The organism is Kurthia huakuii LAM0618, assembly GCF_000505545.1.
Lineage (GTDB): Bacteria > Bacillota > Bacilli > Bacillales_A > Planococcaceae > Kurthia > Kurthia huakuii.
In genome coordinates this window covers 109,172-133,190 of record NZ_AYTB01000002.1, presented here as the reverse complement: position 1 = coordinate 133,190, position 24,019 = coordinate 109,172, and the positions used below count along the sequence as shown (strand labels likewise).

18 protein-coding genes are annotated in these 24,019 nt (G+C 43.1%); 8 read left to right on the top strand and 10 right to left on the bottom strand.

The genetic code is table 11. The features are described 5' to 3' along the window. Positions 1-81 precede the first annotated feature (81 nt). Positions 82-225 (bottom strand): hypothetical protein, encoded by a 144-nt coding sequence (locus V514_RS20505; protein WP_162531334.1) that lies wholly within the window; start codon positions 223-225, stop codon positions 82-84. Between the two features lie 132 nt (positions 226-357). On the opposite strand from V514_RS20505, the gene V514_RS0100665 reads away from it, so the two are divergent. Continuing rightward, positions 358-1,743 carry a dipeptidase gene (locus V514_RS0100665; RefSeq protein WP_029497726.1) on the top strand — a complete coding sequence of 462 codons (1,386 nt, stop codon included), beginning with the start codon at positions 358-360 and terminating at the stop codon, positions 1,741-1,743. A gap of 47 nt (positions 1,744-1,790) precedes the next feature. Here V514_RS0100665 and V514_RS0100660 read toward each other — a convergent pair whose 3' ends face one another. Together V514_RS0100660 and V514_RS0100655 are read right to left on the bottom strand one after the other, a co-directional pair. Beyond that, positions 1,791-2,363, bottom strand: coding sequence for a nitroreductase family protein (locus tag V514_RS0100660; protein WP_029497725.1), 573 nt, complete (start codon positions 2,361-2,363; stop codon positions 1,791-1,793). Between the two features lie 61 nt (positions 2,364-2,424). Next, positions 2,425-4,635 (bottom strand): MMPL family transporter, encoded by a 2,211-nt coding sequence (locus V514_RS0100655; protein WP_029497724.1) that lies wholly within the window; start codon positions 4,633-4,635, stop codon positions 2,425-2,427. Between the two features lie 132 nt (positions 4,636-4,767). Between V514_RS0100655 and V514_RS0100650 the strand changes: the two genes are divergently transcribed. From V514_RS0100650 to helD, 3 genes are all read left to right on the top strand, one after another. Beyond that, complete coding sequence (locus V514_RS0100650; RefSeq protein WP_029497723.1) at positions 4,768-5,391, top strand: TetR/AcrR family transcriptional regulator; 624 nt, start codon at positions 4,768-4,770, stop codon at positions 5,389-5,391. A gap of 125 nt (positions 5,392-5,516) precedes the next feature. Then, entirely contained in the window at positions 5,517-6,545 is a 1,029-nt protein-coding gene (locus V514_RS0100645) for a DUF2804 domain-containing protein (protein ID WP_029497722.1), read from the top strand. Between the two features lie 720 nt (positions 6,546-7,265). After that, positions 7,266-9,473, top strand: a complete 2,208-nt coding sequence (gene helD, locus V514_RS0100635) for an RNA polymerase recycling motor HelD (protein WP_029497721.1) — start codon at positions 7,266-7,268, stop codon at positions 9,471-9,473. Between the two features lie 43 nt (positions 9,474-9,516). On the opposite strand, the gene V514_RS0100630 is transcribed toward helD, so the two are convergent. Further along, positions 9,517-10,389, bottom strand: a complete 873-nt coding sequence (locus V514_RS0100630; RefSeq protein WP_029497720.1) for a GNAT family N-acetyltransferase — start codon at positions 10,387-10,389, stop codon at positions 9,517-9,519. A 94-nt stretch (positions 10,390-10,483) separates the two neighbouring features. Between V514_RS0100630 and V514_RS0100625 the strand changes: the two genes are divergently transcribed. Then, positions 10,484-11,545 carry an acyltransferase family protein gene (locus V514_RS0100625; RefSeq protein ID WP_029497719.1) on the top strand — a complete coding sequence of 354 codons (1,062 nt, stop codon included), beginning with the start codon at positions 10,484-10,486 and terminating at the stop codon, positions 11,543-11,545. Between the two features lie 150 nt (positions 11,546-11,695). On the opposite strand, the gene V514_RS0100620 is transcribed toward V514_RS0100625, so the two are convergent. The 3 genes from V514_RS0100620 to V514_RS0100610 form a co-directional block, all read right to left on the bottom strand. Continuing rightward, positions 11,696-13,501, bottom strand: coding sequence for an ABC transporter ATP-binding protein (locus tag V514_RS0100620; protein ID WP_407636636.1), 1,806 nt, complete (start codon positions 13,499-13,501; stop codon positions 11,696-11,698). Beyond that, positions 13,494-15,209, bottom strand: a complete 1,716-nt coding sequence (locus V514_RS0100615) for an ABC transporter ATP-binding protein (RefSeq protein WP_029497717.1) — start codon at positions 15,207-15,209, stop codon at positions 13,494-13,496. Before V514_RS0100615 ends, V514_RS0100620 begins: the two co-directional genes overlap by 8 nt. 93 nt (positions 15,210-15,302) lie before the next feature. Then, the gene (locus V514_RS0100610; protein ID WP_029497716.1) at positions 15,303-16,220 is read right to left on the bottom strand and encodes a DMT family transporter; all 918 of its coding nucleotides are present in this window, start codon (positions 16,218-16,220) and stop codon (positions 15,303-15,305) included. Between the two features lie 200 nt (positions 16,221-16,420). Here V514_RS0100610 and V514_RS0100605 point away from each other — a divergent pair, with 200 nt between their 5' ends. Together V514_RS0100605 and V514_RS19565 are read left to right on the top strand one after the other, a co-directional pair. Next, positions 16,421-18,424, top strand: coding sequence for a bifunctional diguanylate cyclase/phosphodiesterase (locus V514_RS0100605; protein WP_029497715.1), 2,004 nt, complete (start codon positions 16,421-16,423; stop codon positions 18,422-18,424). Between the two features lie 95 nt (positions 18,425-18,519). After that, a complete protein-coding gene (locus V514_RS19565; protein WP_029497714.1) occupies positions 18,520-19,869 on the top strand; it encodes a polysaccharide deacetylase family protein in 1,350 nt (449 codons plus the stop codon). A gap of 135 nt (positions 19,870-20,004) precedes the next feature. On the opposite strand, the gene V514_RS0100595 is transcribed toward V514_RS19565, so the two are convergent. Further along, positions 20,005-21,480, bottom strand: coding sequence for an aldehyde dehydrogenase family protein (locus tag V514_RS0100595; RefSeq protein ID WP_029497713.1), 1,476 nt, complete (start codon positions 21,478-21,480; stop codon positions 20,005-20,007). Between the two features lie 145 nt (positions 21,481-21,625). Between V514_RS0100595 and V514_RS0100590 the strand changes: the two genes are divergently transcribed. Beyond that, complete coding sequence (locus V514_RS0100590) at positions 21,626-22,426, top strand: TIGR00266 family protein (protein ID WP_029497712.1); 801 nt, start codon at positions 21,626-21,628, stop codon at positions 22,424-22,426. A gap of 120 nt (positions 22,427-22,546) precedes the next feature. Here V514_RS0100590 and V514_RS0100585 read toward each other — a convergent pair whose 3' ends face one another. Both V514_RS0100585 and V514_RS0100580 read right to left on the bottom strand, forming a co-directional pair. Further along, positions 22,547-22,990, bottom strand: coding sequence for a hypothetical protein (locus V514_RS0100585; protein WP_029497711.1), 444 nt, complete (start codon positions 22,988-22,990; stop codon positions 22,547-22,549). Between the two features lie 12 nt (positions 22,991-23,002). Continuing rightward, positions 23,003-23,959, bottom strand: coding sequence for a 2-hydroxyacid dehydrogenase (locus V514_RS0100580; protein WP_029497710.1), 957 nt, complete (start codon positions 23,957-23,959; stop codon positions 23,003-23,005). Positions 23,960-24,019: the final 60 nt, after the last annotated feature.

Genomic DNA, 24,019 nt, shown 5'->3' with positions numbered 1-24,019 from the left:
ACTCAAAAACTATTGTTATATTGGAATTTGCGAAGTCTCGTTGATAGTGTATTTCGAAAAGAATTGGAGAAAAAACACATCTCATTCAATTAAACGATGCGTATATGGGCATTCGTTCGCAGCTCGCAGTCTTACTTTCATCTTATTAATCGCGGTCAATGCGGTTTCGGCTGCCGCAAAATAACTCGATAGCGTGAGTAGCACCGCTAAAAACACAAACTCCATCGCACGTCCTCCTTTGTTATTGTTACTTCTGTTATACCACTTTTCGCAAATCATACGCGTTAAAAGACTTCGAATTGTTGCTATGATATAATTTGTAGTGCAAATAGAAAATAATAAAGCGAGGGATTTTCAGTGACTCAATTAGAAAATTTAAATCAATATTTTACAGAAAATCGCGAACGTCATCTTGATGAAATGACAGCTTTTTTAGCGATTCCAAGCGTGAGCTCTCTTTCAGAACATAAAGATGATATGTACAAAGCAGCGAATCACCTATCAGAACTGTTAGTAGCTGCTGGTATGGAAAATGCGACAATCCACGATACAGCGGGCCACCCTGTTGTGACAGCGGACTGGTTACATGCAGAAGGCGCGCCAACGGTTCTTGTCTACGGTCACTATGACGTGCAACCTGTAGACCCTGTTGAACTGTGGGACAGCATGCCATTTGAACCTGAGATTCGCGACAATATTATGTATGCTCGCGGTTCTTCAGATGATAAGGGCCAAGTATTTATGCATGTCAAAGTGTTAGAAGCGATGCTTGCATCAGACGAAAAACTTCCTGTAAACGTTAAAGTCATCTTTGAAGGCGAAGAAGAAATCGGCTCTGTGCATTTAGACCAATTTATCGCCGATCATAAAGACTACTTAAAAGCAGATGTCGTCTTAATCTCTGATACGTCTCTATACGCACCTGGCAAACCAGCCGTTGTCTACTCATTACGCGGCTTAACAGGTATTCAAATCGACGTGCGTACCGCAAAAGGTGACCTTCACTCAGGCATGTACGGCGGTGGTGTCCACAACTCAATCCACGTGTTAGCGGACATTTTAGCGTCATTCCATGATGAAAACGGTCATATCGCAGTCGAAGGCTTCTACGACAACGTATTACCAATCTCAGACGACGAGCGTGCAGCATATGCTGAATTAGGCTTTGATGCAGAGCAAATGAAACAAGAAGCGGGCGTTAAAACATTATTTGGCGAACAAGGATTCTCTTACCTAGAGCAAACATGGGCGCGTCCAACACTTGAAATTAACGGCGTCTTTGGCGGCTTCTCTGGTGAAGGGGTTAAAACCGTTCTTCCGGCACAAGCTGGCGCCAAAATCACTTGCCGTCTTGTACCAAACCAAGACCCACATGACATCGTTGCATTACTGCGCGCTCATGTCGAAAAACACCAACCAGAAGGCGTTGATATCGCCATCACAGAATTTGATAAAGGGAAACCATTTATCGCCCCATTCGATCACCCATACGTCCAAGCTGCCGGTCACGCTTACGAAACACAATATGACCAAAAAACAGCGTTCATTCGTTCAGGTGGCTCGATTCCAATCGTTTCAACATTCGATGAAATTTTAGGTGCGCCAGTTATTATGATGGGCTTCGCGCTATCAACTGAAAACTTCCACGCACCAAACGAGCACTTCCATTTAGAAAACTTCGATAAAGGCTTACGCGTCGTATCGGATTACTTAACGGAAATTGCGTCAATCGAAAAAATTTAATGCATACAAAAAGACGGCTGCCTGTTCGGGCAACCGTCTTTTTTTTATTATTCGCCGAAAAATGTGACAATTTCTTCTGCTGGTTTACGTGTTTTTTTCGCAGGAATTTTATCGAAGTAACCTAGTTGAACCATCGCAATAACGCGTTCACCTGGTTTTGCACCGATTGCTTCTGTAAATTCCGGGCTATCTAACCATGTTGGGTTTTTCCAAATGGAACCGATACCACGATCCCACGCCAGCAACATGATGTTTTGGATAAAGCAGCTCGCTGCCGCAAAATCTTCGGTACGTTCATGTTGACGTAAATCTTCCGGTACAACGACAAATGCATAGGCACCCGGTGTTAAAAATTTCGTCATTTTATGCGCAACATCTTCTGCTGATAATTGCGCGTAATTTGGAATGGTCACATCGCGGATGACATCTAATACTTTTGGTAATCCTTCGCCAACCCCAAGAATAACGCGCCATGGTTGACGGTTTTTATGGTTTGGTGCCCATACAGCATCATTTAAAATATCTAAAATATCTTGTGCATCAACGGGTTGTTTATTAAATACACCAACCGAACGACGCTCTAAAATGGCTTCTCTTACGGATAACGATTGACTGTTCAACATGCTTCACTCCTAAAAAATATCTTCTACTCTATTCGATTCAACGATACCACAATGCGCATTATTCATCTACTTTCTTTTTCCAAAGCTTACCTGGCCAGAAAGAGAGTCGTCCAAATTTTGTTGTAAGTGCCGGTACGAGTAGCGGACGCACGATAAACGTATCAAGTAACACACCAATCCCCGTAATGATTCCAAATTGTACGAGTACTTGAATTGGTAATGTCGCAAGCACCGCAAAGGTTCCAGCTAAAATGAGACCAGCAGACGTAATCACACTGCCGGTATATTTCACGCCTTCTGATACAGCGGTTTTTAAATTTTTATGCTTACGGCGCTGCCAAACTTCCGACACCATAAAGATGTTGTAATCGACGCCAAGTGCCACTGAAAATACAAACGTATACAGCGGAATCGAGCCTTGAATTGCATCAATTCCCATACCGTAATGCAGTACAATCCAACCGAGACCAAGTGCCGCAAAGTACGATAAAATAACGGTCGCGATTAAGTAAACCGTTGCCGTAATCGAGTGCAAGTATACTAATAATAATAAGGCAATCAGCGCGATAATAACGGGCATAATGAGCTTCTCATCACCTTCAATGACTTGCATTTCATCATATTGAGACGCTGTTTCGCCGCCAATCCATACGCGATCTTTCGCATCGCTCACACCGGCATCTTCAAGTAGCGCTACTGCCTTGTCTTTAATCTTAGGAATATTCTCTAATGACTGCGCTGCATATGGATTATCTTTTAAATTCATTTCGTACAGCTCAATAGCCTTGTCTTTTGTACCAACGCGTTTATCGGTCACCGTTGCCGCAAAATTTAACGCAGCTAAATCGTCTTTCAGGTCGATGTCTTTCCCATCTGTATCAACGATAATTTGTACCGGCGCTAGTTCCCCTGCCGAGAAATTTTCCTCAATTAACGCATACCCTTCGCGTGAAGTCATATCTGCCGGGAAGGATGATAAAATATCAAACGTAAATTTGATTTTTGGCGCAAAGGCAGCGAGTGAGCCAAGTAAAATCACCGTTACTAAAATAACCGTCAGCGGCTTACTTGTGGCGAGTTGTCCAACCTTTTGACTAAATTTATGTTGTGGACGATGTTGTTTAATTGGTTTATTGCGCTTAATAGCACGCGTTTTTTCCATTTCTGCTGTCCGCGGAATAAACGGCCAAAACGCGACGCGGCCAATCAACACAAGCATCGCAGGTAAGACGATTAGCGCCGTTAAGCCCATAACGAACACGCCAAAACTAAATGGCACGGCAAAGCGGTCAAATGTACCATAATTCGCTAAGCTAAGCGTGGCAAGCCCGACAACAACGGTCAAGGCGCTCATTAAAATTGCGCCCCCAGATTCTTTAAGCGCCTGTGCCATCGCTTCCCCTTTATCTTCAATTTCAAGTAACATTTCACGATATTTAGAAATTAAAAATAAACAGTAGTCGGTCCCAGCACCAAATAACAGTACGGTCATAATCGACACTGCCTGGGCATCTTTTTGTATCCAACCTTGCTCAGCCATAAACCCAAGCGTTGGGCTAATAACACCATACGCAAGTCCTACTGCAATAATTGGAATAACAGCTAATAACGGCGAACGGTAAATTAAAATAAGTAACACAAGTACTAAAAGCACGGTCGCAATCATCAGCTTGACATCCGCACTCGCGAATAAGCCTGTCGCATCGACTGAAATAGCTACCGGACCTGTGTAACGTAAGTTTAAATCGTCATTTCCCTCATACTTACCGGTAAGGGACACATCCTCTTTCACTAATTCCGTAATGCTATTTAATCCTTTTTCAAAAGCATCGGTATTCGCACCCTTTTCAAAGAATACCGGTGTTACAAGCGTTGAGCCATTTTCTGAAACGTTTTGCATCAACGCTTGCGGCGGCGCTTTATAAAGGGGTGGGACAAGTGACTGTGCCTCTACAGGCTTGTCATCCAACTCTTTATACAACGCTTGAATTTTCGTTAAATCTTGTGGCGTCAGTCCATCTTCGCGATGCCACACAAGCAATAATGGGATGCCTGAATTATCCGGGAATTGTTCCTCGACGAGTTTGGCTGCCTGTTTCGACATTTCACTCTCTTTTAAATTTTCACTCGATACGTTGTCGATACTATTAATTTGTGGCCAACTAAACGACACGACGGCAACGAGTAAAATCCAAAATAATAGCGATAACCAGCGTCCTTTTTTACTGGCGACTAAATGACCCCATAATTCTAATGGATGCTTTTTCATAAAAACCCTCCTTTTTCTTATAACTAATTATATATACTAATAAGTTAATTATTCAACTATATTCACTAATTAACTTTTCCCTTCTCATGGTATAATTATGTATCATTTACTAGAAAAGAGGGGGGCCCCTTGATGGCAAAGACAACCGGTCGCTCTATTGGTCGACCAAAAAAAGATTCTCAACAGATGCCGATGCAACAAAAAATTTTAGCAGTCGCCTCTCAACAATTTATGCGTCATGGCTATAAAGCGGTATCAATGGATGGCATTGCAGCAGCAGGCAATGTCACAAAAGCAACGATTTATTATTACTACGATTCAAAAGCTGCATTATTTACCGAAACGATTATTCAATTAATGTACCGTATTAAAACGCGTACCGCACAAGTGCTTGCCGATGAACAATTTTCATTTAAGGATCGTTTAATTAATTTACTCGAAGTGTATGCGAATGCGACCGCAAATGTAGATATTAACAATTTTATTCGCGAAGCGGTTCCGAGTTTATCTGTAAAACAACAGCAAGCTGTCTATGAATCTGAGCAATTTATGCATGAAGCGATCCGCGAAGCATTTCAGCGCGAAATGACGCTCGGCACAATTCCGAACAAAGAGATTACGTTTTTACTGCATACTTTTTTGGCGCTCATGAATGTCGGGCGCTATACCGACTATGACGACACGCAATTGTTTGAAACACCGCGAAAAGGTGCTGAAGAAATCATTCATTTTTTCTGGGCTGGCTTGTTTGCATAACGACACGAGAATCGCTTTTTGACGCGGTTCTCGTTTTTGATTACCGCCAAAAATTCATTAAGACACCTTCGTATTTTTTTGCTACAATGAGGTTATCTTAGTTGTACGGAAAGGATGTTTAGACATTGACACAGCACGCTGAAAAGGAACTTTTGCAGCCGACGATGCTTTGCGACCAGCGCGGCAATTTAAATCCGCAAGCAATTGGTTATGCAAGAAAACCATGGATTACAAGTAATTTGAAGGGTCATTTTATGCGTAAGAAAAAGTGGAATTATTGGTGTGTATTTGGCGATGAAATTATGTTTTCAGCAACGATTAGTCATGTTGATTATGCTATTGTGTGTTTTGTCTACTTCCTAGAATATGAAACACAGCGCTTTTTTGAAAAAACGATTACGCTACCGCCGCTCGGTAGTCATGTCAAAATGTCTGAAGAAGTGTTACAAACGGTGACATTCAACAACTCTGACATGAAAATCAACATTATGCATACGGCGCAAAATGACACGAAGCTGTCGGTATATGTCGCAGATTTTGATGATGACGTGTTAGAAGCGGAACTAACGATTGAGCACCCACTTGGAGATGATTCGCTAAACGTTGTCATCCCATGGAATCGCAAAACATTCCAATTCACCGCAAAACATCATAGCTTGCCAACGACCGGCTACGTCAAACTCGGCGATAAAAGCTACACATTTGAACCGCGTGAATCATTTGCGGTACTTGATTATGGGCGCGGTGTTTGGCCGCGCGAAGCAACATGGAATTGGGGCATGGCCTCACAGCGCATCGGCTTTCACCGCGTTGGATTAAATCTCGGCGGCTCATGGACCGATGGCACTGGCATAACCGAAAATGCATTTTTTATCGATGGCCATATGACGAAAATTCATGAGGATGTCCTCTTTGCCTACGATCCTGCTGACTATATGAAGCCGTGGAAAATTAAAACGCGTTTTTCAAAAGATGTCGAGCTGACGTTCACACCATTTTATGAACGCATCGCCGAGTCAGATGCGAAAGTCGTGACGTCATCTGTGCACCAGCTTGTCGGCTACTACAACGGCCGCATCAAACTCGACAACGGCGCGTACTTCCATATCCAACAATTACTTGGCACATGCGAAGAGCATGTCGCAAAATGGTGAACGATTTTTAGAATCGCTTTTTGTCACGAAGCGATTCTTTTTTGTTGTTCAGAAATGAGCCAAAAGCCCAAATAGCGGTATTTGAATACAACATATATATAAATATGTGACAGCGCCATGTAAATTCACCTACGAAAATAATGCGCATTTGCGCAACAGCCATTTTTCCACAAATAATTAGCATATAAATGGCGATAGTTACAATAAAGTCACAACAGCCACTAGACAAAACGGGACAAAAAATGCCCGTTACGGTCCCATTTCGAGCCCTTTTCCATGTCGAAACGGCTTTTTTCACACATACTGCGCAGCAAACTAATGGCGGCGTGTCGTTTTCATAATAAATGACATCACGCCAAAATCCAGTGAATTTTTATGTGTTGAAACTGCCCGTCAGAGACGCAAAATGCCCCCTTTTCGGCGCTTTTCGGGCAAAAAACGCCCCGATTCACGCATCAACTATCGTAATGATTTGCCATTTATATGGTAAATAAAAATTTTCATTGACAGCATATGCACGATGCTTACTAAACGGTGATTTTTTCATGCGTAGATAGGCCTTCATTGGCACTTATTATTAATTATGTCGTATCGAAAACACGCTTCTTGAGCTCATGAGCGATTTCTAATAGCTCTCAGCTCGCAAACAGCCGAAAACTTTTGTTGTTGAAAAAAATGGCGTATAGTAGAAAGTATGATTTTTTTTAAGGAGGGCTTTTCATGCAGCATCCGGAATTTGAACAGGAGCGCGAGCATTTAGCGTACGTCAAACACTATATGGCCAATGTGCTCGCGGAATCGGCGCGCGATGTCGCGACTGCGCAAGACAACATTCGTAAATCGATGGCGGATCTTGAATATTTAGATTCGAGTTCGAGCTACTTAAATATTTTAACGAACGCGCGCTTCTTTGATATGGCACGCAACCAAAAAGAAGGCTTAGAGGCGATTATGCAAAAGCCTTATTTTGCACGCATTCATTTTCAAAAAGAAGGTGAAGCAGCTGAAAAATTGTACATCGGGAAAACATCGTTATTCGATAAAGATACACAGGAACCGGTCGTTGTCGACTGGCGCTCCCCTGTTGCGAATGTTTATTACGATGGACGCTTAGGCGATGTGACATATGACGTCAACGGCGAGGAAATGAATGGTCATTTATTTTCAAAGCGCCAATATAAAATCGAGCACGGCAAATTGTTTGAGGTGCGCGATATTGATTTAACGACGAACGATGATTTACTGCAAGACGCATTAGCAGGCAAAGCTGACGTGCGTTTGACGGAAATTGTCTCGACGATTCAGGCGGAACAAAATGACATTATCCGCGCGCACCTAAAGCAACCCATCATCGTACAAGGCGCCGCTGGGTCTGGGAAAACGACGATTGCCCTTCACCGTATTTCGTATTTTTTATATACGATGGGTGAACATTTCAATGCTTCGCAGCTCATGATTTTAGCGCCAAATAATTTATTTATCGACTATATAGCCGATGTGTTGCCAGAGCTTGGTGTTGGCCATATTCGTCAGTCGACATTTGCTGATTATGTGCGCGATGCGACCGGTCTTAAATTAAAACTAGAAGATGCAAACCATTATTTAGAGCAACTCATGCAGCAACGTGCGGCGGTCGATTTGGCGATTCCACGCTTGAAAGGTTCGCTTGAATACCGCGATATGATGCAGCTTTATGTCGATGAATTGGCAAAAGAAATGGCGGTGTTATTTGACGATGTTTATATCGAAAAATACCGTATTTTACGCGCAAGTCACTTGCAAGAATTGTTCCTTGAAGACTACGCTTATTTACCAATTGAAGAGCGCGTCAAAAAAATGAGAGCGGTCATTCAAAGCCACGTACGCCAAAAGAAAAAACAAATTTTATATACGTTAAATAAAAAATACGATGACATTATCGGCAAAGCACTCAACATTTTTGATGCCGAGCGCCGTAAAAAAGAAGTGACACGCTGGATTGATGAACGCGATCGCCGCATTCCCGCTATTGAACAAGAAGCGAAAACAACCGCGACGCTTTATATGAAACGCTTTAAAAAATACAATATTAAAAAGCTTTACCGCGCATTTTTAACGGACGATGCGGTGCAACAAATGCTTGCGCCGCATTGGACAACAAAGCAGCGCGAGTCGTTCCAACAAGCTCATAAAAAGGAACGCTGGACGAATGAAGATTTGGCGGCGTTATTTTTCCTTCATGCGAAAATTAAAGGCATGAAAGAAACGCATAAAATTCGCGTTGTCTTTATTGATGAAGTGCAAGACTATAGCCTATTCCAACTTGCGGCGCTAAAAGAAGGACTTGATACCGATATGTTTACGATGGTTGGCGATTTAGCGCAAGGCATTCATAGCTACCGTTCCTTGACCGATTGGGAACCTGTGCGGGAGTTATTCCCACGCGCTAGCTATAAAACGTTGCAAAAAAGCTATCGGACAACGATTGAAATTATGGCTGTTGCCAACAAAATTTTATCGAAAATGGATGAGGACTTGCCGCTTGTTGAGCCGGTTGTACGCCACGGTCTAGAGCCAGAGTTTCATGCGCAGCAAGCGTTTGATGCGGCTCAGATTGGGACACTTTTCACCAACATTCAGGCGCGCCATCAATCTGTCGCACTGATTTGTAAGACGACCGAGGATGCTACGCACTTTGAACGCGCGCTCGCTACTGCAGGCGTTCATGCGCAGCTCCTTGATGAACAGGCCGCGATTGACCAGCAAGCGCTACTCGTCGTGCCGAGCCATTTATCAAAAGGGCTTGAATTTGATGCGGTCATGATTGTTTGTGATAACGACGGCTTCCGCGACACGCCGCTTGAGCGCAAGCTATTATATGTCGCGACGACGCGCGCGATGCATGAACTTCATTTAATCGGTCAATCGATGGCGGATTTTTTATTATAAAAGTAAAGGACAGCACTTCTGAGCGAGGTGCTGTCCTTTTTCATTATTTTACGACGTAATAGTCAACTTGACCTTTGACGCTAAAGCCTGCTTTTTTATAAAGGCTCAGTGCTTCATCATTGTCAGACTCTACATCTAACAATACGTCCGTTTGGCCATGTTTCACCGCTTCATTTTGCGCCCATTTCAATAAGTTTGTGCCGATTCCTGAACGGCGATAACCAGGCTCTACTGTAAAGGCTGTCACCCATAATTCTTGCTCACGTACGGTCGTTGAAATCGTCCCAACTGCTACGCCGTCTTCAATATACATCGCAAGTTTCATATGCTTATTGTTTTCGGTTTGCGCAACTAGCTGCTCCGTTTCCTCGGCTAAGTCGCTAAAACCCGCTTCCATCATATGCTGCAATGCTAAATAATCGCGTTGTTCGTACGGGCGAATATCATCATCTTCCGGGAACACAAGCGCCTGTTCTGTTGCTGTCGCGCTAAGTGTCGCCTCAGATGAACTGTATTCATAGCCAGCACTTATTAAAAAAGCACTCGCCGCTTCGCTCGGATAAGCTGTCGCCATTTCACCTGTTGAGTCACGTTCAGTTAAGCCATGCTTAAAGCCGGCAACAAGTTCAGAACCGATGCCCATACGGCGATAAGCTGGGTCAACAACAGCCGCCCACTCATACGAATTTAAGCCAAATAAATCAAGCGCGCTTAACGCGCCAATTAATACATCTTTGTCATCATCGTACACAAGCACGAAAAAGCCACGTTGCTCCGCTGCTTGCCAAAATGGTGCGTGCATTAAGACGCTATAATCGATTGCATCCTGCTCTGTTGCGCGCGTTAATAATTGTTGTACTTCTTCTTTTGTTTGTTCATCTAATGGGTAAGAAGCTTTCATTGCGAAAAGCTGCATAAATAGAACCACCTTTTGTTATGTTTTTGAGACATTTTATACTTTTCTAAAATACGTGGCAGGTATAAAATATATAAGGTTTGGAGGCAAATACATGACACAACGTTTAGCATGGGTCGATGCCATGAAAGGATTTTTAATGATTCTCGTCGTCATCGGCCATTACCCCGGTGAAATGGACCATCCCATTTTAACCTATATTTATTGGTTTCACATGCCCGCATTCTTTTTACTGAGCGGTTTATTTTTCCATCCAGTTTCAAAGGATCAAGCAATTGGCAAATCGCTGAAAAAGCGCATGCTACAATTGATTATTCCGTATGTGTTTTTCGTGTCACTCATTACGATTTTACGCTATATTTTGGCGTTTGCAACCGGCAATGATTCGTTGGATTACTATCTCAATGACTTCTATTCTATCGTAATCGGTGGCCGCTTTGCACGTGGTTGCTACGCCGTTATTTGGTTTATCACAACACTCGTAACAGTTTACGTGCTCTTTATGCTCATGACGCATTATTTAAAACGTTCGCTACAATTCATCGTGCTCGCACTATGTTATGCGGTGGCACAATGGGAAAGCCACTATGTCGAACAACTCGGGGGCGCTATAGATCGCGCATCACAAATGATTTTTGTACCGTGGAATGTAGACGTCGCCCTCATGGCCATTGTTTATTTTGCGATTGGTTATTACGGCCGCGAATTTTTTCAGCATATTCAGCCGGTCGTCTATGTCATCAGCCTCGGCATCATGCTGTGGGCGATGCACGCTGTTTGGACCGGAACACTCGACTATCATCTAAGTATGAAATTTATTCGCTACAATCATCCCGTACTCGACTTAATCATTCCGCTTGCCTGCATAATCGTCATCATGTTCACATGCCAAGTCGTAACGAAACTTGTACGCTTGCGGGCACTAGAATTTATCGAACGGCATTCGCTCATTATTATGTATGCGCATATTTCATTCGATAAACTTTTTAATAATTTTTTCGATTACGGCATTGTTGGTTATACGCTCGCGAGCTTAATCCCAGCGCTTCTCCTGTCGTGGTTATTCATGCGATTTTTCCGTTATGCGGCATTTTTCAGCGGCAATTTACGCGCCGAACGCCCTCCTTTTTTCAACAAGCGATTTTTTGTCGTGTAATATGAACACAAGAGGCTAGGACAAAACAGTTCATTTTCCTTTTTAGCGTTCGCAACAAAAAACCGGAACCGCGCCACAGCACGATTCCGGTTTTTTTATGCTCATCTGAGAGGTTGTTTTTACACGTATGTCCCAACCTCTTGTTTTTGTTTATTTCCCTTGCATGACCATATCGTAATAACGCCCTTTTGATGCGAGTAACTCGTCGCGCGCTCCGCCTTCAAGTAAGCGCCCATGCTCTAAAACAAAAATGTAATCGGCATTTTTGACGGTATTTAAGCGGTGCGCAATGACGATGCTCGTACGCCCTTTCATTAAGCGGTCGAGTGCTTCTTGAATCGCCATTTCGGTCACCGTATCAATGCTACTCGTCGCCTCATCAAGTAGTAAAATCGCTGGGTCTGCAACGAGCGCACGCGCAATCGATAAAAGTTGCTTCTGCCCCTGGCTAATATCGCCGCCGTCCTCGGTCAATACATGATCATAACCCGCCTCTAACTTTTCAATAAATGTATGGGCATTCGCCTGCTTGGCTGCTTTTTCAATGTCCGCATCGCTCGCATCTAAGCGCCCGTAGCGAATATTGTCGCGAATCGTACCCTCGAATAAAAACGGCTCTTGGAGCACAAACGCCATTTGCGCGCGTAAATCTGTACGCGCAATCGTTTCAATCGCGCGCCCATCAATCAATAGCTGGCCGTCATCAATGTCATAAAAACGTGCAATAAGCTGCATAACGGTCGTTTTCCCAGCACCCGTTGCACCGACTAATGCGGCCGTTTTTCCAGCTGGTATAGTAAACGTCATATTCGCAAGCGTTGGCTTATCGGTCGTTTGGTCGTAACGGAATGTCACATCATCAAATTGAATATGCCCGGCTAAGCGCTCATTTAGCGGCTTCGCATAAGGCTCTTTTTCGATTTCTTCATCAAGCACTTCAAAGACGCGCTCTGCCCCGGCAATCGCAGATAAAACATTGTTAAATTGGTTCGCTAAATCATTGAGTGGTCGCGTAAATTGGCGCGCATATTCGGTGAAAATGACAATCGTACCGACCGATAAATGGCCGTTTACCGCCAAAACCCCACCCGCTCCAGCGACTAGCGCAAAGCTCGCATTGTTTAAAAAGTTCATGACCTTCGGAATCCCACCAGAGTACACATTCGCCCAGTATCCAACGTGGCGTAACTCCTGTGCCTTGTCGGTAAATTCGTCAACCATACGTGCCTCTTGCGAATACGCCTTGACGATTAATTGACCAGAAATCGATTCCTCGACCATGCCGTTCAGTGCGCCGAGGCGTTGTTGTTGTCCTTTAAATAATGGGCCTGTGCGGCGCGTAATCCAACGCGTCGCCACAAACATCACCGGAATAATCGTCATCGTAATGAGCGTCAGTAATGGACTAAGCGTTAGCATGACAACAACCGTTCCCGTTAACACGAGAATACTCGAAAACACTTGGATAAATGTGCTATTGAGTGTTGAGCTGACATTGTCCATATCATTTGTCATTCGGCTCATGAGCTCGCCGTGTTGTTTGCGGTCAAAAAATGAAATCGGTAGTTTTTGAAATTGATTGAATAGTTCGGTGCGCATACGATAAACAGTTTGCTGTGCGATGCCAATCATCCAATAGTTTTGTAAAAATAGCGTAATCGACAGCAGCACATAGCTAACCGCAATGACCGCAATAACGGTCGCCATGCCGCTAAGTTCACGCGGTATAATATGAGCGTCAATTAAGCGGCCGATTAAAAATGGGCCTAGTAGTTGTAGCCCTGAGCTAAGTACGACCATTAGTAACACCACGATCAACAATGCGCGCTGTTCATCGACATAATGCCAAATACGCTTTAGCGTTGTGCCCATATTTGCGGCCTTATCACGCTGCTTTTTTTTCTTTTGAAGCATGTCTTTTGTCAAAATTGGCTCGTATCCAAATGGTTTAAACATGGGCATTCTCCTCTCGCTGTGATGCGATAATAGCGGCATATAACGGCGATGTGCGCGCAAGCTCGTCATGCGTACCCGTCGCGACAATTGCCCCGTCATCCATTAAAAATACGCGGTCCGTCGCCTGCGCTGTGTGCACTTTTTGCGTCACGACAATCATCGTCGCGTGCTCTTGCTGCAGCGCCGCCCATAATTTTTCCTCAGTCTGAATGTCGAGCGCACTCATACTATCATCAAACAAAAAAATCGCCGGCTTGCGAATAAGTGCTCGCGCAATCGCAATACGCTGTTTTTGGCCACCAGAAAGATTGACGCCCTTTTGCCCAACGCGCGTGTCATAACCTGCATCAAACGCCATAATCGAATCATGAATTTGCGCTTTTTTACACGCCGCAACGACTTCTTCTATTGTGGCATCTTTTTTACCCCAAACGACATTATCAAAAATCGTGCCGGTAAAAAGTAGCGAGCGCTGCGGTACAAAGCCGATTTTTTCACGTAAAGCGGCAATTGGCCACTGTGCTACCGGCATACCTTCCACTGTAACTTGACCGTTTGTCGCCTCATACAACCGCGGAATTAGTTGCAGTAACGTACTTTTCCCCGAACCCGTCGCGCCCATAATCGCAATTTTCTCGCGTGGCCGTAGCGTGAAATCAATATCTTTTAAAATCATCTTGTCATCACTATACGCAAAATCAACGTGCTCAAATGTCAGCTCCGCATCATTTTCTTTCGTTTGCTCAAGCGTCGTCGCAGTTGGTCGTTGCTCAATATCAAGCACTTCTTCCATACGCTCGGCCGATGCTTTTGCACGCGCAAATAATACGATAATAAATGAAAACATACTAAAGTTGCCGGTAATTCGTAGCGCATAGTTAATAATGGATACGAGGTCTCCTACCGGCATCGAGCGCGCCTCGATTTGCGCAGCGCCAAACCAAATAATAACGAGCAGTGCCGCATTCATGACGACTAATAAAATCGGCTGCACCATTTCCATCAGCTGTAGCGCACGCGCTGTATGGTCGCGGAGCTGCTGTGCGATTTTCACAAAACGTGACGACTCGTACACCCCACGCATATACGCCTTAATTAAACGTGTCGCCTGTAAATTTTCTTGAATAACGCGGTTCACGCGATCAATCGAACGCTGCACACGCTCAAAACCACGTCCCCCTTTTTTGACCATATACCATAAAAATAATAATAAAAATGGTACTGGTAGCACGAGGTACAATGCCAATTCGACATTGACGAAAAACACTAATATTAAACTCCCAATGACGACAAGTGGCGCGCGTAGCATAAAGCGCATACTCATAAAGAACACTTGCTGTACTTGTGTCACATCATTCGTCAGTCGCGTAATCAGCGCTGAAGTTGGAAATTTCAAAAAATGAGTCATCGACAGTGACTGTACTTTTTTAAACAATGCACTGCGCAAGTCATACGCAAAACTTTGCGCCGCATGAGCAGAGAAAAATGAGTTCGTAATGCCAGCTGCAAACGCGAGTAACCCAAGTCCCATCATAATGCTGCCCCACGTCACGACATACGTCATATCGCCTTTCATGATGCCTTCATCGATAATTTTCCCGATGATTAGCGGTTGTACAAGCTCAACGGCGAGTTCAATGAGCATAAACGCAAGTGCGATGATTGCTGGCCATTTATACGGTCCCATATACGATACAATTTTTGTCATCGCAATCTTCCTTTCCATTTATTTCGATACTTGTATTTTCCCATAAAAAAACAGGCACCGCCATCAAGTTGAACGAAAGCCTGTTATGTTTTATCATTTCGTGTTATTTTTCCGCGTCTGGCGGTCTCCTTCAATCGATAACCACGCCACAAAGACGAGCATAACAACAATGCCAAGCATTTGGAACGGCTCTAGCGTGCGCCCCAACCACAAAATCGAAATGACCGTCGCAGTCAGTGGCTCCATGCTTGATAAGACGCTCGTTTCAACCGGTGTAATGTACGTTATGCTGCCTAAAAAGAGCACAAACGCAATCGTACCAAAGAAAATAACACCGAGCATCATCGCTAACAGTTGCGGCTCTAGCAGAATCGCCCACTGCTCCCATTGCCAAAATCCGGACGCGATGCCGATTGCACTACCGCCAACAATCATCGACCAAGCAACGACCGGCATGACACCCCATTCATTCATAATTTTCACTGGATACACCGTGTAAAAAGCAAAGGCAAAGCCAAGTGCTAAGCCCGATAATAAGGCCGCATTGCTCACGAGCAATTCATCTAACTTGCCATTTGTCAGCAACAAAAATAAGCCGACAAGTGTCCCTAAAATACCTAGTACTTGGTAGATAGGTGGTAACTTTTTGTTCGTAAACGACACATACAAAATAATAAAAATCGGCGCTAAAAATTGTAATAATGTTGCAAATACCGCATTGCTAATATCGATTGTTGCGACGAATGTATATTGCACGCCTAACATACCAATTAGCCCAAATAATACCAATGATGTTGCCCAATATTTATTGCGCCAAATCATCGTAACACGCTGACCACGTAACTTGATGAATAATAATAATGCAATTCCTGCTACTAATAAGCGTATAGTTAACATAAATGATACTGTAATAGGACTTTCGCTCAACATCCACTCCATCATTGGTCCCGTAGCGCCCCACATCATAGACCCGATTACAACCATTAAAATTCCTTTTAAACGTTTATTCATACAATACTTTTGTCCCCCTATTTTCACTTTTAAAAAAAGACAATAATCCTATTTGTATTTTAAAATATATCGCTTATCTCTCTCTTTTTCCCCTATCTCGAAAAGATTATTGCCAATTATCTATTCATTAATAATGACTTATATCTCATTTTTCTTTATAATAGAAGTTATTAAAGCACTTTCAAGGAGTCGTTGCGTACATGAAAGAAATCGAGAACGTTTTTCAATATGCTAATCCGATACTAAATCACATTCAAAGTCCTGTCATGACTTTGGACCATCAAGGAAAGGTTATTTCTTGGAATAATCATTGTGCTGATGTATTTGGATATAGTACAGATGAGGTATTAGGGCACTTCCCGCCAATCTTTAACGATGAACAAGAAAAAGTTGAAAAACAATTTACTACTATTTTACGCTCACATAAAGAGCTAATGCTAAACAATTTTACATTGTTAACAAAAAATTCAGATATGCTGCAAATGTCTCTTTTTGCAAAAGCATTAACGATTAAAGATGAGCGTATTATCGTCATTCAATTTCTACATGCTTTTTCATCAGAGGACAGTGCAGGCGCGGAGCTTAGTTGCCTTCGTACAGGATTAGAAGAGTCGTTTATGGTGCTGTCTCTTGACCATGAAGGTCTTATTAATTTTGCGAACCCACTTTATTTAAAATATAGTAAATGGACACCAAAACGTATTTTAGGGAAAACATTATGGCAAATGTTCCCGCAAACAGACGCCGGTACGGAGCAAGTTAATGAAATTTGGAATGTCATTCATAGCGGGAAAATTTGGCAAGGTGAAGTCGAAAAAATCGCGAAAGATGGTACGTCTTATTGGGTAGAATTAATTGCCATTCCCGTAACCGCATCTGGCAAATCACCGGACTACTACCTTGTGTTAGCAAAAGATATTACAGAAAAGCAACTTTTGCAACAACGTTTAGAAAAAATTGCGTACGTTGACCAAGAGACGGGCTTAATGAATCGCTATCGCCTAGAACAAATCGTCAATGAAATGATTGACCAAAAACAACATTTCACGTTTGTGTATTTGAGCATCGATAAATTTTATTCATTAAAAGAATTGTATAACGAAGAAATGGAAGGCATTTTACTACAAGAGTTTACAAACCGTATGAAAATGTACTTCCAAGATAGCGTCATGGCGCGTATTACGATTAATGATTTTGCGGTACTAACGCCGCTTGGTGAATGGTTTATCCAAGGCTTCTTGGCATACTTAAAACAACATCCAATTTATATCGATGGACTCGCATTACCACTAACAATTTGCGGTGGTATTTCAAAATATCCAGAGGACCAACAAACGTTTAATCACTTATTAAAAGCGTCTCATGCGATTATCGATAAAATCCATACAGAAGGCGGCAGTACGATTGCTAGCCTATCAAATGACGACCATAAAGCATTAAGTAAACGTGCGATGATTGAAAAACGTTTAATGATTGCGCTCAATCAAAAAGATTTAAAAGTATTATATCAGCCACAATTAAATTTAAAATCGAACAAAATCGAAGCCGTCGAAGCACTTGTGCGTTGGGAAGATTCTGAGCTAGGAATTATCCCACCAGATGTATTAATTCCGATTGCCGAGGAAACGGGCTTAATTAATGATATCGGTACATTTATGCTTGAAAAATCATGTGAACAAGCCGTCGCATGGAAAGCAAGCGGTCACGAGATTCGCGTCAGCATCAACTCATCTGTACGCGAATTCCGCGATAAAAATATGGTAAAATTAATTCGTGAAGTACTCGAGCGTACAAACTGCCCTGCTTCACTACTACAAATTGAAATTACCGAGAAATTTGCGTTAGAGGCCGAAGCAGAATCTTCTATTATTACACAAATGAAGCAATTAAAAGCTGATGGCATCCGCTTTGTACTAGATGACTTCGGTACAGGCTACGCGTCATTCCGCTATATGCAGCTATTGCCGCTAGAAGAATTTAAAATCGACAAAACGTTTATTTCAACACTTGCTTATCAAAAGAAAACACAAAAACTGATTCATGGTATGATCCAGTTCGGACATTCATTAAATATGCGCGTTGTAGCAGAAGGCGTTGAAAATGGTGAACAATTGGAATTACTCAGTGAATATGGATGCAATGCGGCACAAGGATACCATATCGGTCGCCCATCTGAAGTCGCAGTAATCGAAGCGATGTTTTAGTAAAAAAAACCCACTTTTAGCTAATTTCGGCTATTTGTGGTTTTTTATTTTCGATAGTGTACAATGAAGGTACTAAAGCTACAGGAGGTTTCATCGTGCAATGGTTTCCAAAGACTAAATTAGGTAAAGTTAATTTAGCACTACTCGCAGTACTTATTGGTTTAATAGGTTGTTTCTTTGTACTACTTAACAACAATCAAACGGGACAAAACCTCGCAGGTGCTGTACAAAAAATTAGTGACGAGCCGGCGAAAAAGAAAAAACAAGACGCTAATAAAGTTGTTGTCACATCTGAAAAATCGCCATTTAAAGAGATTTCGTATACAACGGAACAATCTAGTTCAGATAAATATACGCTCATGTATCCTACTACAGGTATTCCAGACGTAGATAAGGCGATTCAAAAAAAGATTTACAATAAACGCGACAAATACATTAAGTCGGATGCTAAAAAATTAGTACTATCTATTAAATCGACGACTTCAGGCAAAAAAATCACATTCATCGTCAAACAAAAAGAACTACAACAAAATCAATCTGTTGTAACATCGGCACAAACGTTTACATATAATCGTGGTACGAAGAAATTACGGACGATTCAAGATGTCATCAAAACCGACACTCGCTTAAATCGTTTATCAAAGGAAGCACGTACAAAATTACAACAAAAAAATACAGCATTAAACATTTCAGCAAAAAAAATCGAGCAATTAACAGCCCCGACGTGGAAAAACTTCGAAACATTTGCGCTAGATGGTACGAATCTAAAAGTGTATTACCAACCACATACATTCGCAGACAAGTTAACAGCTGTCACAATTCCACTTAGTAATTTAGACAAAAAATACGATGTGCCGGTCTTCTCATTAAATACGCACGGTAAAAAATACGTTGCGCTGACATTTGATGATGGCCCGCATAAAACCGTAACACCTCGCATTTTAAAAACGTTGAAAAAACATAATGCGAAAGCGACATTTTACATGTTAGGTAACTCAGCGAATGCTGCACCAGCTATCGCAAAATCAGTCGTACAACAAGGCCATGAAATCGGCAATCACTCGTACGGCCACGAAAATTTATCAAAAATGACGGCGACACAAGCGCTAAGCAATATCGAACGTTCAAACGCGCTTATTAAAAAGGCAACCGGTGTCGAGCCGCTAACGATTCGTCCACCATATGGCGCGCGCAATCATGGTTTAGAACAACAGCTATCACAACCGACTGTGCTCTGGAGTGTCGATACGCTCGATTGGAAAACGCGTAATGCCGCAGCTACACTACAAGTTGTAAAACAAAAATTGCATCCAGGTGCCATCATTTTAATGCATGACATCCATTCAACAACGGCAGATGCGCTTGATAGCATCTTGACGTATTTGGATAATAAAGGCTATACATGTGTCACAATCTCGCAACTTGAAGGAAAAGCACAGCCTTAATAAAAAGAGGCTCGAACATACGTGTAACAACACCATCTCAGATGAGCATAAGAAAAACCGGAATCGCGCTGTGGCGCCGTTCCGGTTTTTTGTTGCGAACGCTAAAAAAGGCAAATGAACTGTTTTTTTGTACGTCTAACGATCAATCTGTGCGCGCTGCAATTTGCCGCTGAAATCGATATACACACTTTTCACTTCGGTATAAAGCTCCAATGCGCGTGCACCCGAATCGCGGTGTCCATTCCCTGTGCCCTTCGTACCACCAAATGGTAAGTGGACTTCGGCACCAGTCGTCCCGGCATTCACATAAACAATCCCGGTATCTAAATCGCGTTGTGCTCGGAATACGGTATTGACGTCGCGCGTATAAATCGAACTAGATAAGCCATATGTGACGCTATTGTTGACGGCCACCGCTTCCTCTAAATTCGCTACGCTAATTAAACCAATCACCGGTCCAAAAATTTCTTCTTGCGCTAGGCGCGACTGCGGATGCACATTCTTAAACAATGTTGGCGCATAATAACACCCTAAATCATAGTCATCGCCTTCTAAAATTTGTCCACCTGTTAATAACGTTGCACCATCTAGCTGTGCAAGCTCGACATAGCTATGAATTTTATACAACGCCTCGGTATTAATAACCGGCCCTACTTTATTCGCCTCATCTAAGCCATTGCCAATCGTCAACTTCTCGATTTCAGCAACTAACTTTTGCTCGAGTTCATCGGCGACCGCCTCATGAACGATGACGCGACTACACGCCGTACAGCGCTGCCCCGCCGTCCCAAAAGCACTCCACACGATGCCTTCTACAGCCAAATCTAAATCGGCATCATCCATGACGATGACCGCATTTTTACCACCAAGCTCGAGCGATACTTTTTTCAAATGATAGCCACCAAGCTCCGCTACTTTGCGGCCTGTAGAGGTCGAGCCGGTAAACGAAATCACGTTAACATGTGGATTTTGCACAAGTTCAGTGCCGATTTCATTACCAGAACCAAAGACGATATTCACAACCCCTTTTGGTAAGCCTACTTCATCGAAGATTTTTGCCATTTCATAAGCGATAACCGGCGTTTCAGAAGCCGGCTTCCAAATGACGGCATTGCCACTGACAATTGCTGGGAATGCTTTTAAAAGCGGCACTCCGATCGGGAAATTCCATGGCGTAATTAAACCTACAACCCCAACCGGCGTCCGCACGCTCATCGCAAATTTATCGGTCAATTCAGATGGCGTCGTCTCCCCAAGTAAACGGCGCCCCTCACCTGCCATATAAAAAGCCATGTCGATGCCCTCTTGGATTTCGCCGCGTGCCTCTTCGATGACCTTACCCATCTCCTCAGTAAGCACGCGCGCTAAATGCTCCTTTTTCTCCTTTAACTTGTAGCCAATATCAAGCAAATAATCGGCGCGTTTTGGAGCAGGTACTTGCCCCCATATCTTTTGCGCCTGTTCAGCCGCATTAATAGCAAAATCAAGCGTATGTAGCGTCGCCATCGGTACATTAGCAATCGTATCGCTCGTTGCAGGATTGATGACTTCTAAATATTTCTCCTCTTCATTGACATGAAATTCTCCACCGATATAGTGCGCTAACTTCATACATAGTCCCCCCAAATGTCGTTTTTTTAAAATTAACAGAAAATACAGTTTTTTTGAAGCTTTTCATGCTGAAATTTTAAAATTTGAAACTTTTTCTGTCACAATGCGTATATAATTCATACACTAGTTTACTGGAGGAATAGACATGAGAAATGACGAAATCGATTTTAAAATCCACGGCGACGATATGCAGTTTGTCGAAATTGAGCTAGACCCAGGCGAAACAGCAATCGCCGAAGCTGGTTCAATGATGATGATGGAAGATGGCATCCAAATGGAAACGCTCTTTGGCGATGGCTCACAAGCAAGCAACACGAGCGGCCTTATGGGCAAATTAATGGGCGCTGGCAAACGCTTAATTACTGGCGAAAGCTTGTTCATCACAACGTTCACAAACGAAGGTATGGGCAAGCAGCACGTTTCATTTGCAGCGCCGTATCCTGGTCGTATTATCCCGATGGATTTAAGCCAATACAATGGTAAAATCATTTGTCAAAAAGATGCTTTTTTAGCGGCAGCGCGCGGCGTATCGGTTGGCGTTGAGTTCCAACGCAAATTAGGTGCCGGCTTCTTCGGTGGTGAAGGCTTCATTATGCAAAAGCTAGAAGGTGACGGTCTTGCATTCGTTCATGCAGGTGGTACGATCATTCGTAAAGACTTACGCCCCGGCGAGCGCCTACGCATTGATACTGGCTGTTTAGTAGCAATGACCGACCGCGTCAACTACGACATCGAGCGTGCTGGTGGCATCAAAACATCACTCTTTGGTGGCGAAGGCTTATTCCTTGCGACACTACAAGGTCCTGGCTCTGTGTGGATTCAATCGATGCCATTTAGCCGTTTAGCAAGCCGTGTCTTCGCATCTGCCCCTGTTTCACAAGGCGGCGGTGGTCAATCGTCTGGTGAAGGCGGCATCGGTGGTCTATTTGATTTATTTAATAAATAATCGAGCAAAAAAAGGAACTGGGACAAAATAGTTCATGTTCCTTTTTTAACGTTCGCAACAAAAAAACCGGAACGGCGCCACGGCGCGATTCCGGTTTTTCTTATGCCCCAGTCTTGTTTTTTAATCCCACGTATTAAAAATAATTTCGCCTAAATTGCGCGGTGTCCATTGCTCGATAGCCGCTAATTCTTCGCCATCTAATAATTGCAGCTGCTTAGTCGTTGGATACGTCATCAGCGTATCTTCATCAAGCAATGTATACTGTACATTTAGCGTCATTAACTGTGCTGGAACATCACAAAAATCAAGTGGGTCATCATCGTTCGCAAAGCCAATAACTGGATAATAACTATTTAATAATGCGATAACACGTTCATCATGAATGTTAAATAGCGCCTTATGATATGTAAATGGATAATCACATTCGACAATATTCACAAGTGTCACGTCTGGATGAAGTGCCGCTTCATAACACGCTGCACGGAATGATTTAACGTCCATCTCTTCTATTTTCGTCACATCACATTCCTTACAAAACCCGGTAATCCCCTTCGATAAAACCATATTATTTCCCCCTTATATTACGTTAAATGGTATTGTCTCATTATGAAAATAGGCGCGTAATGACTCGACATTGCGGCTAACCATAGCTAAACGCGTTTCGACGGTCGCACTACCTAAATGTGGCAATGCCGTAAAGTTCGGTAGCGTCAGTAGTGGATGCGACGTTGGCACTGGCTCTTCTACGAATACATCTGATGCCGCCGCCAAAATAACACCGTTCACAAGCGCATCATACAAATCGTGTTCATTCACAATGCCGCCGCGCGCTACATTAATAAGCATCGCCGATTTTTTCATTAATGCGAGCTCTTCTTTAGCGATTAAGTTACGCGTTGCAGCCGTTAATGGCGTCAAGACGATAATAAAATCAGCCTCTTGCAGCAGCGCCTCTTTTGAGCGATATTGTGCACCGTATGCATTGTCTTTTTCATGGCGATTGTGATAAATAACATTCATATCAAAGCCTGTTGCACGCTTTGCAACAAGCTCGCCAATCGTCCCCATGCCGATGATGCCTAATGTTTTATGATGAATGTCCGTACCGGTCATACCGAGCACTTGCCAGCCCGTCCATTGTCCTTGATACAATGCACGTGCGCCTTCAAGCGTACGACGCGCTGCCATCATCATAAGCGCAAATGCGAGGTCCGCTGTCGTATCGGCCAAAACATCCGGTGTATTTGTCACGATAATTCCCGCTTCACGAGCTGCTTCAATATCGATATTATTATACCCTACTGCTAAATTTGCAATCATCTTCAGCTTTGGTGCACGCTTGATAACATCCGCCGTCACACGATTTGAAACGACCGTCCATAAAATATCGGCTTCATATGCTGCTGTCTCAAATTCCTGTTGCGGCATATCCACTTCCGTATCTCGCCACATTTTCACATCTACATACGCTTTAATTGGTTCTAACAATTCTTCTGGCAAATGAAATGCAATCCACAATAACGGCTTCTGCATTCTATCAACTCCTTGCACGTTTACCAGATTATACCACGCTTTATACAAAAAAACACCAGC

What these genes read in the sequence shown, in the direction of transcription:
- V514_RS20505 (WP_162531334.1), bottom strand. Translation starts at nt 225, where the DNA reads ATGGAGTTTGTGTTTTTAGCGGTGCTACTCACGCTATCGAGTTATTTT.
- V514_RS0100655 (WP_029497724.1), bottom strand. Translation starts at nt 4,635, where the DNA reads ATGAAAAAGCATCCATTAGAATTATGGGGTCATTTAGTCGCCAGTAAA.
- V514_RS0100650 (WP_029497723.1), top strand. Translation starts at nt 4,768, where the DNA reads ATGGCAAAGACAACCGGTCGCTCTATTGGTCGACCAAAAAAAGATTCT.
- helD (WP_029497721.1), top strand. Translation starts at nt 7,266, where the DNA reads ATGCAGCATCCGGAATTTGAACAGGAGCGCGAGCATTTAGCGTACGTC.
- V514_RS0100630 (WP_029497720.1), bottom strand. Translation starts at nt 10,389, where the DNA reads ATGCAGCTTTTCGCAATGAAAGCTTCTTACCCATTAGATGAACAAACA.
- V514_RS0100625 (WP_029497719.1), top strand. Translation starts at nt 10,484, where the DNA reads ATGACACAACGTTTAGCATGGGTCGATGCCATGAAAGGATTTTTAATG.
- V514_RS0100620 (WP_407636636.1), bottom strand. Translation starts at nt 13,501, where the DNA reads ATGTTTAAACCATTTGGATACGAGCCAATTTTGACAAAAGACATGCTT.
- V514_RS0100615 (WP_029497717.1), bottom strand. Translation starts at nt 15,209, where the DNA reads ATGACAAAAATTGTATCGTATATGGGACCGTATAAATGGCCAGCAATC.
- V514_RS0100610 (WP_029497716.1), bottom strand. Translation starts at nt 16,220, where the DNA reads ATGAATAAACGTTTAAAAGGAATTTTAATGGTTGTAATCGGGTCTATG.
- V514_RS0100605 (WP_029497715.1), top strand. Translation starts at nt 16,421, where the DNA reads ATGAAAGAAATCGAGAACGTTTTTCAATATGCTAATCCGATACTAAAT.
- V514_RS0100595 (WP_029497713.1), bottom strand. Translation starts at nt 21,480, where the DNA reads ATGAAGTTAGCGCACTATATCGGTGGAGAATTTCATGTCAATGAAGAG.
- V514_RS0100590 (WP_029497712.1), top strand. Translation starts at nt 21,626, where the DNA reads ATGAGAAATGACGAAATCGATTTTAAAATCCACGGCGACGATATGCAG.
- V514_RS0100585 (WP_029497711.1), bottom strand. Translation starts at nt 22,990, where the DNA reads ATGGTTTTATCGAAGGGGATTACCGGGTTTTGTAAGGAATGTGATGTG.
- V514_RS0100580 (WP_029497710.1), bottom strand. Translation starts at nt 23,959, where the DNA reads ATGCAGAAGCCGTTATTGTGGATTGCATTTCATTTGCCAGAAGAATTG.